Origin of the sequence: Streptomyces sp. NPDC051020 (assembly GCF_040683105.1) — a bacterium.
Classification (GTDB): Bacteria; Actinomycetota; Actinomycetes; order Streptomycetales; family Streptomycetaceae; genus Streptomyces.
Genome location: NZ_JBFBCG010000015.1, coordinates 1 through 12,690, shown reverse-complemented (window position 1 = coordinate 12,690; position 12,690 = coordinate 1). Strand labels below are relative to the sequence as shown.

The window sequence follows — 12,690 nt, the reverse complement described above, 5'->3', positions numbered from 1 at the left end:
TTCGGCTTGCGCTTCCCGACCGGATCTTCCGGCCCGCTCGGGCGGCGCAGAAAGAACATTACCCGAAGGTGTCCGGCGCTCCAAAACGGGTATCGCCTGCCAGCAGTCCGGGGAGCTGATCGAGGCCGGTGATGCGCTCGAGTTCGGGCCGTCCGCCGCGCCCTCCCCGGTCCAGCCAGATCCCCTTCAGCCCCGCCGCCACCGCCCCCGCCGCGTCGATGTCCGGGTGGTCTCCGACGTACACGACGTCCTGCGGCTCCAGCCCGAGCGCCTCACAGGCGGCATGGAATGCGCCGGCCTCGGGCTTGGAGACGCCCAGTTCCACGGCGCACACCACGGCCTCGAACCGCTCCCGCACGCCGAGCGTGCGCAGCTTGCGGTCCTGGTTGTGGATGCTGGAGTTCGACAGCACCGCGTGCCGGTAGTGGTCGGCCAGCAGATCCAGGGCCGGCACCGCGTCAGGGAAAAGCGACCAGGCGGCCTCGTAGTGGGCCACGTGGCGAGCGAACCAGTCGTCGGCCTCGGCGTCCGCCAGGGCCCGCGACAGGAACTCCCGGACCCTGTCCCGGCGCTGCCCCTGGAAGTCCGTCTCCCCGGCGGCGAACCGCGCCCAGTGCGTATCGGTGATCGTCCGCCACGCGACGAGGGCCTCCTCGACGGAGCCGTATTCGTCGGGCAGACCCTCCTGTTCGAGATGCTTGCGCATGCCGACGCGGTCGGCGCCCGTGTAGTCGAAGATCGTGTCGTCGATGTCCCAGAGCACGGCTCGGATCGGCATACGGCCACGCTACCGGTCACAGGGCGGGCAAGGGGGCGTCACCGCAGTGATTCCGGGTGTCCACATCGTCCAGCTGATCACCCGCCCCCGGGACTCGCTCAGGTGGTGAGCAGAACGCCCGCGTAACTCACCGACGCGATAACCACCCAGGAGGCGAGGCCGAGCACGGCCGTCCTGGCTCCGGAACGGGCGAGCGACGGCAGATGTACGGCGCTGCCGAGACCGAACAGTGCCGCGGCCAGCAGAAGTTCCTGCACGGTGTCGGCGGCATCGAGCACTCCGGCGGGCAGCAGACCCGTGCTGCGCAGGACCGTCATCGCCAGGAAGCCGATCACGAACAGCGGTATCAGGGCCGGGCGGCGGGTGCCCACCGTCTGTCGGCCGCCGGCCGCGTCGTGAGCCCGCCGCCGGTAGGCCACAGCGACCCCGGCGACCAGCGGTGCGAGCATCGCCACCCGGATCAGCTTGACCATCACGGCCTCGCCGAGCGCGGTCGGTCCGGCCGTCTGGGCGGTGGCCACGACCTGGCCGACGTCGTGGACGCCGGCACCCACCCAGCGGCCGAACTGAACAGTGTCCAGGCCCAGCGGATGGTGCAGCAGCGGCAGGATCGCGATGGCGAGGGTCCCGCACAGGGTGACCAGTGCGACCGCGGTCGCCACGTCGGCCGCGAGCTGCTCGTCGTCCTCCTTGCCGAGCGCACTGCTGACCGCGCTGACCGCCGAGGCGCCGCAGATCGAGTAGCCGGTGGCGATCAGCAGCGGCTGGTCGCCGGGCAGTCCCAGCTTCCGGCCGAGCCACCAGGTTCCGAAGAAGGTCACGAGGACCACGCCGAGCACCATGGTCACCGTCGCCCAGCCGAGCCCGAGGACATCGCCGATGCTGAGCTTCAGCCCGAGCAGCACGATGCCGGCGCGCATCAGCCGCTTGCCCGCCGTCGAGAGCCCTGCACGACCCCGGCCGCGTACGAACGGATGCACCCCGGGAAGATGCGCCGCCACGACTCCGAGCACGACGGCGGCGGTCAGCATCGGCACGGCGGGCAGCAGGGCGTGCACCCCCTCGGCCAGCCCGAGCCCGACGAGGGCGAGCGCGAGGCCGGGAGTGTTGCGGCGCACCGGGCCCGGTGCGGACGCGCTGCCGCCGCGTGATGGCTTCGCCGACCGTCGCCCAAGCGGTGGTGACTGGGGGTGTTCCGTGTCCAGAGTCATGATCACCAGCGTGTGGGGGATCCACGCCGCCCGGTAGACGCGAATCGGAGCCCAGGTCATAGGGTTGCCCTATGAAGGGTTTCCTATGAGCGAGCGCGGCGAGAACGGGGACAGAGGGCAGCGCCCGCTGCCCGACCTGCAGTCACTGCAACTGCTTGTCACCGTGGCGGAGACCGGCAGCCTGGGCAGGGCTGCGGCCCGGCTGCTCCTCAGCCAGCCGTCGGCCAGCGCGCGGATGCGCACGCTGGAGCGCCGTCTCGGGCTGCAGCTCCTGGACCGCTCCACCGCGGGATCCCGGCTCACCCCGGCCGGAGCGGTGGTGACCGACTGGGCGCGGGCGGTGCTCGAACAGGCCGCAGCGCTGGTCGAAGGGGCCGCCGCGCTGCGGTCGCGGCAGGACAGCCGACTGCATGTCGCCGCCAGTCTGACCATCGCGGAAGAGCTGATGCCCGGCTGGCTCGTCACCTTGCGGGACAGCGCCCCGGACGCCCACGTCGGGCTGACGGTGACCAACAGCTGGGGCGTGATCGAGGCACTACGCCGCGGGGGCTGCGATCTGGGTTTCATCGAGGGCCCGCAGGTCCCCGACGATCTGCACCGCTCAGCGGTGGGGCGCGACCGGCTCGCGGTCGTGGTGGCCCCCGGCCACCCCTGGACACACCGTCGCAGCGCCCTGACCGGACGTGAACTGGCCGACACCCCGCTGCTGCTGCGCGAGGCGGGCTCCGGTACCCGGGAGACGCTGGAGCGGGCGCTGCGTCCGTACGACGGAATCGCCGTCCCGGTCCTTGAACTCGGTTCCACCGCCCCCCTGCGCAGCGCGGCAGCCCGGGGCCTGGCCCCCGCGGTGCTCTCCGCGCTCGCCGTGCGCGAGGACGTGGCATCAGGCCGCCTGGTAGAGGTCGAGGTCAGCCCCGCTGTCCGGCTGGACCGCGTCCTGCACGCGGTCTGGCCCAAGGGCCGCGAACTACCTGAGCCGGCCCTTCATCTGCTCCGGGTGGCCAAGCACCGGTAGTGCGCAGGCCTGCGAGCGTACTTCCGCCCGCTGACACCAGGAGCCGCTCCCGTATACCCGACTCTACGTTCCGTAGAGGCGGAGTCGCAGCCTCACTCAAGGTTGCGCCCCGACGGATCGATGGAATACATACCAACGCGCACTCTACGGTTACCCCTGTCGGCCTCCCAACTCCTCACCAATGACAGGAGATCCAGCACGGCCACCGTATCCCCGCCCCTCCCGACGGCTTCGCCGAAGAGATCCGCGCCCTCGTAGAAGCCACCGCACCCCGCCTCTTCGCTGTCGTCGAGCAGTTCCGTACCTCCGACGGCGATCACGATGCCCGCGTCGCCGCGTGGGGACTCGCGCACAACGACGGGAGCGCCCAGGTCACCGCCGTGGACGGCGGGTTCCGGATGTCGCTGCGCACTCCTGACCGTGCCGCCCACATGATCTCCATGCGCCCCGGAAGCGTCGGTTGCCTCGTATGGCCCGTCTCGACGACTGCCCCTTTCGCTCCAGAGAGTTGAACCCAGCCAGCTCAGAGTGACGTCGCGTTGACCCTGGGCTCCGGCGCCTGACAGCATCGGAAGCAGCAAACAAAACATCGCGCATATGGCTGCGCAGACCCTGTGGCCGTCCCTTCGGGGGCGGCCACAGACGTGTTTGAGGGGAGGTTCGGTGCATCTCTGCTACATCGACGAGGCCGGTAACGGGCAGACGCTCGATCCGGCCAATCCGGATGCGCCGCCCGTACTCGTCATCGGCGGATTCACCGTTCCCCGCTCCCAAGTCAAGGAGCTGACCTGGGACTTCCTCAACGTCAAGAAGCACTACCGGCCCCAGTTACAACACGTCATGCATCTGTCCGAGCTGATCCAGCACGAGATCAAGGAGTCCGACGTCCGTAAGAACCTGCGGGCCGGCAACCACAACTGGCGCCGGGCCGCGATGGAACTCGTGTCGTCCCTGCTCGACATACTGGAACGCCACGACGCGCGGCTCCTCGCCCGCGTATGGATCAAGGAGGAAGGACTCGCCTTCAACGAGTCCGGTGTCTACCCGACCTCCGTGGGTTCGTTGACCGAGACGTTCCAGGCTCAGCTGGCACACGAACATTCACGCGGGATGATGGTCCTCGACAGCCGTACCAAGGTGAAGAACGCGCCCAACGTGCACTGCGTGACCACCCGCAAATACCGCACGGGCGGGGACGGTCTCCGGGGGATCATCGAGTCCCCCGTCTTCGGTCACAGCGATACACACACCCTGTTGCAGGTCGCGGACCTGGTGGTGTCGTCCTTGTTGTTCCCGATCGCCTGCCATGCCTATCTCAACGACCTCACGTGGAACGTGCACTGCGACGACGCCTACGCGCCGCTGCGGGAGGAGTTCGGTGAGCGTCTGAAGAAACTCCAGTTCCGCTACCAGGTTCCGAGCGGGAAATGGCGCGGCGGCATCGTGGTCTCGGACCGGCGCACCGCGCAGTCCTCAGCCTGACGTTCGGCGACGGGAAACGTGTGGGAGCCAGGGCCGTCATCCCCGGACAGCAGACCGGCCCGCGTGAGGTGCCGCGGGCGCCGTGAACGGCCGGAGGCCGGGGCTTCCCCGTGGGAACCCCGGCCTCCGGTGTACGTACGACTACGCGGCGGCCAGCCTGGCCAGTGCCGCGTCGATCCGGGCCACGGTCTTCTCGCGGCCCAGGATCTCCAGGGACTCGAAGAGCGGCAGACCGATCGTGCGGCCGGTGACGGCGACACGGACCGGGGCCTGGGCCTTGCCGAGCTTCAGGCCGTGCTCCTCACCGGCGGCGAGGATGGCGTTCTTGAGCGCCTCGGCGTTCCACTCGGCGCCGATCAGCTTGGCCCGGGCGGTGGCGAGCAGGGCGTCGGAGCCCTCCTTCATCGCCTTGTTCCAGGACGCCTCGTCCTCGACCGGCTCGTCGAGGAAGAGGAAGTCGACGTTGGCCGTGATGTCCGAGAGGACGGTGACGCGGGTCTGGGCGTGCGGGGCGATGGCCTCGAACTGCGCTGCGTCGAAGGCCTCCGGGGCCCACGGGGCGAACGGCGCCTTCAGCCAGGGGCCGCACGCCTCGGTGAAAGTCTTCACGTCGAGCATGCGGATGTGCTCGGCGTTGATGTGCTCGCACTTCTTCAGGTCGAAGCGCGCCGGGTTGGCGTTGACGTCCTTGATGTCGAACGCGGCCACCATCTCCTCGACGGAGAAGATGTCGCGGTCCTCGGCGATCGACCAGCCGAGCAGCGAGAGGTAGTTGAGCAGCCCCTCGGGGACGAAGCCGCGCTCACGGTAGAGGTTGAGCGAGGCCTGCGGGTCGCGCTTGGAGAGCTTCTTGTTGCCCTCGCCCATGACGTACGGGAGGTGGCCGAACGCGGGGGTGTCCTTGGCGATGCCGAGCTCGATCAGCGCCTTGTAGAGCGCGAGCTGGCGCGGGGTGGAGGAGAGCAGGTCCTCACCGCGCAGGACGTGGGTGATCTCCATCAGGGCGTCGTCGACCGGGTTGACGAGCGTATAGAGCGGGGCTCCGTTGGCCCGGACGATGCCGTAGTCCGGCACGTTCTCCGGCTGGACGGTGATCTCACCGCGGACCAGGTCCGTGAAGGTGATCGCCTCGTCGGGCATCCGGAAGCGGACGATGGACGTCCGGCCCTCGGCCTCGTACGCGGCGATCTGCTCGGCGGTCAGGTCACGGCAGTGGCCGTCGTAGCCGGACGGCTTGCCGGCGGCGCGGGCGGCTTCGCGGCGGTCGTCGAGCTCCTCGGTGGTGCAGTAGCAGTGGTATGCGTACCCGCCGGTCAGGAGCTTCTCGGCGACATCCTTGTAGATGTCCATGCGCTGCGACTGCCGGTACGGGGCGTGCGGGCCGCCGACCTCGGGACCCTCGTCCCAGTCGAAGCCGAGCCAGCGCATCGAGTCGAGCAACTGGTTGTACGACTCCTCGGAGTCGCGCGCCGCGTCGGTGTCCTCGATGCGGAAGACCAGGGTGCCGCCGTGGTGCCGGGCGAACGCCCAGTTGAACAGGGCGGTGCGGACCAGGCCCACGTGGGGGTTGCCGGTCGGGGAGGGACAGAAACGTACACGGACGGGTGCGTTAGCCACGCTTGATCACCTTGTTGGTGAGAGTGCCGATGCCTTCGATGGTGACGGCGACCTCGTCGCCGACGTGCAGGGGTCCGACCCCTGCCGGGGTGCCGGTGAGGATCACGTCGCCCGGGAGCAGCGTCATCGCCTCCGTGATGTGGACGACCAGGTCCTCGATGGAGCGGATCATTTCGCTCGTACGGCCGAGTTGGCGTTGCTCGCCGTTGACCGTGGCCTGGATGGCGAGGTCGCTGGGGTCGAGGTCGGTCTCCACCCAGGGGCCGAGCGGGCAGGACGTGTCGAAGCCCTTGGCCCGGGCCCACTGCTTCTCACGCTGCTGGGCATCACGGGCGGTGACGTCGTTGGCGCAGGTGTAGCCGAAGATGACGTCCTTGACCCGCTCACGCGGCACTTCGCGGCACATACGGCCGATGACGACGGCCAGCTCGGCCTCGTAGTGCACTTCGTTGGAGAAGGAGGGGTACTCGATGGCGTCCCCGGAGCCGATCACCGAGGTGGTGGGCTTGAAGAAGGCGACCGGTACGTCCGGGACCTCGTTGCCGAGTTCGGCGGCGTGCTCCGCGTAGTTGCGGCCGATGGCCACGACCTTGTTGGGGAGCACGGGCGGCAGAAGCCGGACCTTGCTCAGCGGGACCTTGGTGCCGGAGAGCTCGAAGTCGGCATACGGAATGCCCTTGATGATGTCGAGGACGAGGTCACCGGAGCCGACGGTGCCGTCGCCCTCGACCGCGCCGAAGGCGACATTGCCGTCGATGGAGAACCTGGCGATGCGCACGGGATGCTGTCGCCCCTCACTTACTGGCTGGCTGAAGACTGACGCTCCAGGCTAACGCGGGTGAGGGGGACAACCGCGCCCATTACCCAGCGGTCGAGGCGGCCGCTGCGGCCGGGGCCACCATGAGGACGGTGCGACGCGGGTTGGCCGTCTGTGCCGGCAGGTCGACGGCGTGCTCCGGCTGCTCCGGCGCCTGCAGCGCTTCGGCGTCCTTGAGGTGCGCCAGCGTGGTGCGCCGGGGGTTGGCAATGGTACGGACCATCATCGTCGTCTTCATCTGCCGTTCGGACCCTGTCGGTACGGGCGCCGCCCGGAGGGGCGCCGGTTGTCGGATTTGCCATCCCTGTAAAGCGCCAGGCTAAACATCCAATTCCCTCCGGATCCCCGGAAGGGATGGCGATCATGATGTGAGTTTGCTCACGACCGCGTGGATAATTGCCTCATTTCGGGCGGTCGACCCAGCTCGGAGAAACGGACATTGCACCACTGAATGAATCATTCCGCTCTCGATCGTCTCGACTGGGACACTCCCCACTCCCACCCGTTTCGCCCTCTATCGCCCACTTTGACCACGAACACGCTCCACGGTTGGTGACCCGTCCATCACAACGTGTCACCCAGGTCGCAGCCCGGTACGCGGGCCTTGTTGGAGATCCGGCACTGTGCTGGAATTCCACGCACCGCCGCGGGTTTCAGGCCGGCGCGCAGGGGGCGCAACGCAGCGCCGAGTGGCGGCGGGAAGGGGAAGAGCGCCGGTCACTCACGACCACCAGGGGGCGGGTACAACGCCCCACGACGCCGACACCGTCCCACCCGTCTACGCGGAGGGACGCCTGGTCCAGAGGTTGCGACGCTAGTGCAGGGACGTTTCAAGAGGGATGGCAGCGCTGCGGCGGAACAGGAGCCGCGCGGCGGGACCGACCGCGGTTCCTCGCCCCAGCACGCCCAGAACCCGGGACCGGCCGCGGCCGGCGACAGCGGCGACCGCGCTCCGCGCTCCGGTGCCACGGCGAACAGCGGAACCGACCCGGTCGCTCCGCTCAAACCCCGGGGGCCCGTCAGTACGGGTTCACGCGCGGCTCTGCGCAACTGGCGCATCAGTACGCGCCTGGTCTCCCTGCTCGCTCTTCCGGTAGTCGCCGCGACCACCCTGGGTGGTCTGCGCATCAACGACTCCATGAACGACATCCAGCAGCTGGACCACATGCAGCTGCTCACCAAGATGACCAAGCAGGCGACCACGCTCGCCCAGGCGCTCCAGGAGGAGCGCGACCGGTCGGCGGGTCCGCTGTCCAACGGCGTGAAGGCCGACGACTTCAAGGTCACCGAACCGCGCAAGAGGACCGACCGGGCGAAGACCGCCTTCCTGGAGGCGACGAACGGGATCGGCGACGCCCAGGGCGACGACGCCCTGGAGTCGATCCACGCGAGCGTCAGCCAGATCGCCACCCAGCTCAATCAGATCCACGACATCCGTAAGACGGCGTACGAGGACGGCAGCCCGAGTCTCCAGACCGTCGACAAGTACAGCCAGCTGATCACCTCGCTGCTGAGCCTTTCGCAGGACATGGCGCAGGCGACCAGCAACCCGGAGATGATCAAGCGGACCCGTGCCCTGGCGGCCTTCTCCTCCGCCAAGGAGTACGCGTCGGTCGAGCGGGCGGTCATCGCCGCGGCCCTGCCGGGCGGGGGCGGCACCCTCAAGGAATCGCACCTCGACGAGAACGACAAACAGTTCGGCCGGGCCGCCCTCCGCAAGGAGAGGCTGGCCATGGATGCGTTCAGTTCGACCTACGCGGCCACCGGTCAGAACGCCGACCAGCTGACGGCGTCGCTGAAGAACGGCAACCCGGAGATCAAGGCCGCCGACGCCTACGCCTCGAAGGTGCTCGAAACCCCCGACGGCCTGGAGGGGGCGCCACGGCGCTCGTACCTGGACTGGTACGAACAGAGCTCGACCAAGATCAACGCGATGAAGACCATCGAGGAGACCCTCCTCGGCGAGATGGAGGGCAAGGCCCGCGAGCTCCGCGACGCGTCGAAGCGCGAAGCCATCATCAGTGGTGCGCTCATCCTGCTCGTCCTCGGTGTCTCCCTGGTCGGTGCCTTCGTCGTCGCCCGGTCCATGATCCGCTCGCTGCGGCGGCTGCAGGACACCGCGACCCGGGTCGCCCAGGACCGGCTGCCCGAACTCGTCAAGCAGCTCTCCGAGTCGGACCCGCAGGACGTCGACACCTCAGTCGAGTCCGTCGGTGTGCACTCCCGGGACGAGATCGGCCAGGTGGCCGCGGCCTTCGACGACGTGCACCGCGAGGCGGTCCGCCTCGCCGCCGAGCAGGCCCTTCTGCGGGGCAACGTCAACGCGATGTTCACCAACCTCTCGCGGCGTTCGCAGGGTCTCATCCAGCGTCAGCTCTCGCTCATCTCCGAGCTGGAGTCCCGCGAGGCCGACCCGGACCAGCTGTCCTCGCTCTTCAAGCTCGACCACCTCGCGACCCGTATGCGCCGTAACGGCGAGAACCTCCTCGTCCTCGCGGGCGAGGAGCCGGGCCGTCGGTGGACCCGCCCCGTCCCGCTGGTCGACGTGCTCCGTGCCGCCGCCTCCGAGGTGGAGCAGTACGAGCGCATCGAACTGGCCGCGGTGCCCGCCACCGAGGTGGCCGGCCGCGTGGTCAACGACCTCGTGCACCTGCTCGCCGAGCTGCTGGAGAACGCCACGTCGTTCTCCTCGCCGCAGACGAAGGTCCGGGTCACCGGTCACGCACTGCCCGACGGCCGGGTGCTCGTGGAGATCCACGACACCGGCATCGGCCTCTCCCCCGAGGACCTCGCGGCCATCAACGAGCGGCTCGCGTCGCCGCCCACCGTGGACGTCTCCGTTTCCCGCCGCATGGGTCTGTTCGTGGTCGGCCGGCTGTCCCTGCGTCACGGCATCCGGATCCAGCTGCGGCCGTCCGACTCCGGTGGCACGACCGCACTGGTCATGCTCCCCGTCGATGTCGCACACGGCGGCAAGCAGCCGGTCTCGAAGCAGACGCCGGGTCAGCAGCAGTCCGCCCCGGGCGGTCTGCTCGCCGGCGGCAACGGCGCGGGCAACGGCAACCGTCCGGGTCCCGGCGGTGCTCCGAGGGGTCTCGGTGCGGCTCCCGGTGGACAGCGCGAGCAGGTCGGTGCGGGCTCCGGTCCGCGGGCGGCGCTGCCGGCGCGCGACAACGGTCCCCGCCAGCAGCCGAACCAGCAGCATCAGCAGGGCCAGCCGAACCAGCAAGGTCAGCAGAACGCCGGTTTCCAGAACGCCGGTTTCCAGAACGCCGGGCTGTCGAACACCGGCCCGCAGGACGCTTCGCGGCAGGATCCGCCGCGTCAGGGCGGCGGACTGTCCGGCGCCTTCGGCGGCAGTGCCCGGCTCGGCGCCCGCGGCAACCAGGGCGATTCCGGTCGTACGGAGTCGGGTCCGACCAACCTGTTCGGTCAGAACCGGCCGGGTCAGCCCGGTCAGCCCGGTCAGCAGAACGGTCCGGGTCCCCAACAGGCCCCGCAGCAGCCCCGGTACAACGCTCCCGACGGCCAGGACGGCTTCCAGCAGCCTGGCGGTCCGGGCAACCCCGGCCGTCAACTGCCGCCCGTCGGCGGTCCGCGTGCCGAGCTGCCCGGTGGCAACCCGCAGCCGCAGCGCCCGCAGACCACCAGCTGGGGCACCGAGGACCCGTCGGTCGCGCGACATGCTCCGCTCGACGCCCCGCGCGGTCACGAGGAGCCTGAGTCCACCGGCCAGTTCCAGCAGCCGATGAATCCGTCCATGGACCGGCGCCCGCCGATGGACGACCGGCAGGGGCCCGGCTCCACCGCCGAGTTCGCCCGCCCGGACTTCTCGGCCCCGGCCCCGCAGCAGCAGGACCCCGCGAGCACCTCGCAGTTCGCCCGCCCGGACTTCGGTCTCCCGCAGTCTTCCCAGGACCAGGGGATGCCCGGGCCGCGTCAGCGCGGCCTGGACGCCGAGGACTTCGGCGCGCCGCGTCCGGCCGCCGCTCCCGCCTCCGAGGCGCCGTACCGTCCGGTGCTGCCGCCCCAGCCCCAGCCCGGGGCACTGCCTCCGGCAGGTCTCGGGGACGGTCGTACTCCGCTGTACGACACGCTGGAGACGAACTGGTTCCACGGCCCGCAGCAGGGCGGCCAGCAGCCGCCCGCCGAGCCGCAGGAGCCGGGCGCCCCTCAGCAGTCAGCCCCTGAGCGTCCCGCTCCCCCCATGCCGCGCCGCGGCGCGGGCGACACCGGCACCACCAGCTCCTGGCGTGCCTCGCCGAACGACGAACTCGTACGGCAGGCAGAGCGGGCCAAGAAGCCCGCAGCAGGCGGAATCACCACTTCCGGACTGCCTCGCCGGGTGCCGCGTGCCAATCTGGTGCCGGGCACCGCCCAGCAGCAGAACCACCAGTCCGGTCCCCAGGTTTCGCGTGCACCCGATGATGTGCGCGGGCGCCTGACCAATCTCCGCCGGGGTATCCAGCAGGGTCGGCAGGCCAACAACGACCAGTCGACCGGCAGTTTCCCACTCGGCCCCACTCACCAGCAGGAGCGTTAGTTGAGCCCGATGAGTCAGGCCGCGCAGAATCTGAACTGGTTGATCACCAACTTCGTGGACAACACCCCCGGGGTGTCGCACACGGTGGTGGTCTCCGCCGACGGACTCCTGCTGGCCATGTCCGAAGGATTCCCGCGCGACCGTGCCGACCAGTTGGCTGCGGTCGCCTCCGGGCTCACCTCGCTGACCGCGGGCGCCTCCCGGATCTTCGAGGGCGGCGCTGTCAGCCAGACCGTGGTGGAGATGGAACGCGGGTTCCTCTTCCTGATGTCCATCTCGGACGGCTCTTCACTGGCCGTGCTCGCCCACCCGGACGCCGACATCGGTCTGGTCGGGTACGAGATGGCCCTCCTGGTCGACCGCGCGGGAACGGTCCTCACCCCGGACCTCCGCGCCGAACTCCAGGGCAGCCTGCTCCACTAGGCGGCGATGAACCGGTGACCGACACGATTGCCCCAGGTACCGCACTCCAACCCTCGCCCGTCCGGCCGTTTCAACCCCCCACCGGCCCCTTCAGACGGCAAGCCGACCCCTTGCTGTCACGCCCGGAGGATTCATGACCCCGCCACCCGCCTCACCCGATCCGTACGGCGCACTGCACCACGCGTCGTACGAAGGTGAAGGCGACCAGCCGCTGGTCCGTCCCTATGCCATGACCGGTGGCCGGACCCGGCCGCGCTACCAGCTCGCCATAGAAGCCCTGGTCTCCACCACGGCCGACCCGGCGCATCTGGCGACGCTGCTCCCGGAGCACCAGCGGATCTGCCACCTCTGCCGTGAGGTCAAGTCGGTGGCCGAGGTATCGGCTCTGCTGTCGATGCCACTCGGTGTGGCCCGGATTCTCGTCGCGGATCTGGCGGAAGCCGGCATGGTGGCCATCCACCAGCCGGGCAACGGAGAGGCCGGCGGCGCGCCGGATGTGACACTGCTCGAAAGGGTGCTCAGTGGACTTCGCAAGCTCTAGCGGCGGTGCGGCCCGCTCCACTACGTCCGCGAAGATCGTGGTGGCGGGCGGCTTCGGCGTGGGTAAGACCACGTTCGTCGGTGCCGTTTCGGAGATCAACCCGCTGCGTACCGAAGCCGTGATGACGTCCGCGTCCGCGGGCATCGACGATCTGACCCACACCGGCGGCAAGACCACCACCACGGTGGCCATGGACTTCGGCCGTATCACCCTGGACCAGGACCTGATCCTGTACCTCTTCGGTACCCCCGGTCAGGACCGCT

Annotated in this window: 12 protein-coding genes; 6 read left to right on the top strand and 6 right to left on the bottom strand. The window is 69.5% G+C overall.

Translation table 11 applies throughout. The features are described 5' to 3' along the window. Positions 1 to 58 precede the first annotated feature (58 nt). Positions 59 to 778, bottom strand: coding sequence for an HAD family hydrolase (locus tag AB0N06_RS10900; RefSeq protein WP_366134370.1), 720 nt, complete (start codon positions 776 to 778; stop codon positions 59 to 61). 98 nt (positions 779 to 876) lie between these two features. Further along, a complete protein-coding gene (locus tag AB0N06_RS10895) occupies positions 877 to 1,989 on the bottom strand; it encodes a putative sulfate exporter family transporter (RefSeq protein ID WP_366134369.1) in 1,113 nt (370 codons plus the stop codon). Positions 1,990 to 2,074: 85 nt separating this feature from the next. Here AB0N06_RS10895 and AB0N06_RS10890 point away from each other — a divergent pair, with 85 nt between their 5' ends. Further along, positions 2,075 to 3,004, top strand: a complete 930-nt coding sequence (locus tag AB0N06_RS10890; protein ID WP_366134368.1) for a LysR substrate-binding domain-containing protein — start codon at positions 2,075 to 2,077, stop codon at positions 3,002 to 3,004. Positions 3,005 to 3,096: 92 nt separating this feature from the next. On the opposite strand, the gene AB0N06_RS10885 is transcribed toward AB0N06_RS10890, so the two are convergent. After that, positions 3,097 to 3,435: a hypothetical protein gene (locus AB0N06_RS10885; protein ID WP_366134367.1), complete on the bottom strand. Its 339-nt coding sequence runs from the start codon at positions 3,433 to 3,435 to the stop codon at positions 3,097 to 3,099. Between the two features lie 232 nt (positions 3,436 to 3,667). Between AB0N06_RS10885 and AB0N06_RS10880 the strand changes: the two genes are divergently transcribed. Next, the gene (locus tag AB0N06_RS10880; protein WP_366134366.1) at positions 3,668 to 4,486 is read left to right on the top strand and encodes a DUF3800 domain-containing protein; all 819 of its coding nucleotides are present in this window, start codon (positions 3,668 to 3,670) and stop codon (positions 4,484 to 4,486) included. A gap of 141 nt (positions 4,487 to 4,627) precedes the next feature. Here AB0N06_RS10880 and gltX read toward each other — a convergent pair whose 3' ends face one another. The 3 genes from gltX to AB0N06_RS10865 form a co-directional block, all read right to left on the bottom strand. Continuing rightward, positions 4,628 to 6,103 carry a glutamate--tRNA ligase gene (gene gltX, locus AB0N06_RS10875; RefSeq protein WP_366134365.1) on the bottom strand — a complete coding sequence of 492 codons (1,476 nt, stop codon included), beginning with the start codon at positions 6,101 to 6,103 and terminating at the stop codon, positions 4,628 to 4,630. Next, positions 6,096 to 6,881, bottom strand: a complete 786-nt coding sequence (locus AB0N06_RS10870; protein WP_366134364.1) for a fumarylacetoacetate hydrolase family protein — start codon at positions 6,879 to 6,881, stop codon at positions 6,096 to 6,098. The genes gltX and AB0N06_RS10870 overlap by 8 nt, the downstream gene beginning before the upstream one ends. Before the next feature lie 82 nt (positions 6,882 to 6,963). Further along, positions 6,964 to 7,158, bottom strand: coding sequence for a hypothetical protein (locus tag AB0N06_RS10865; protein WP_366134363.1), 195 nt, complete (start codon positions 7,156 to 7,158; stop codon positions 6,964 to 6,966). Positions 7,159 to 7,737: 579 nt separating this feature from the next. On the opposite strand from AB0N06_RS10865, the gene AB0N06_RS10860 reads away from it, so the two are divergent. From AB0N06_RS10860 to AB0N06_RS10845, 4 genes are all read left to right on the top strand, one after another. Continuing rightward, positions 7,738 to 11,463, top strand: a complete 3,726-nt coding sequence (locus AB0N06_RS10860; RefSeq protein ID WP_366134362.1) for a nitrate- and nitrite sensing domain-containing protein — start codon at positions 7,738 to 7,740, stop codon at positions 11,461 to 11,463. Between the two features lie 9 nt (positions 11,464 to 11,472). Continuing rightward, positions 11,473 to 11,886, top strand: a complete 414-nt coding sequence (locus AB0N06_RS10855; RefSeq protein ID WP_006127850.1) for a roadblock/LC7 domain-containing protein — start codon at positions 11,473 to 11,475, stop codon at positions 11,884 to 11,886. A 133-nt stretch (positions 11,887 to 12,019) separates the two neighbouring features. Then, a complete protein-coding gene (locus tag AB0N06_RS10850; protein ID WP_266981123.1) occupies positions 12,020 to 12,427 on the top strand; it encodes a DUF742 domain-containing protein in 408 nt (135 codons plus the stop codon). Further along, positions 12,408 to 12,690, top strand: a 283-nt coding sequence (locus AB0N06_RS10845; RefSeq protein WP_351189814.1) for an ATP/GTP-binding protein, incomplete at its 3' end; no start/stop codon positions are given. The genes AB0N06_RS10850 and AB0N06_RS10845, both read left to right, overlap by 20 nt.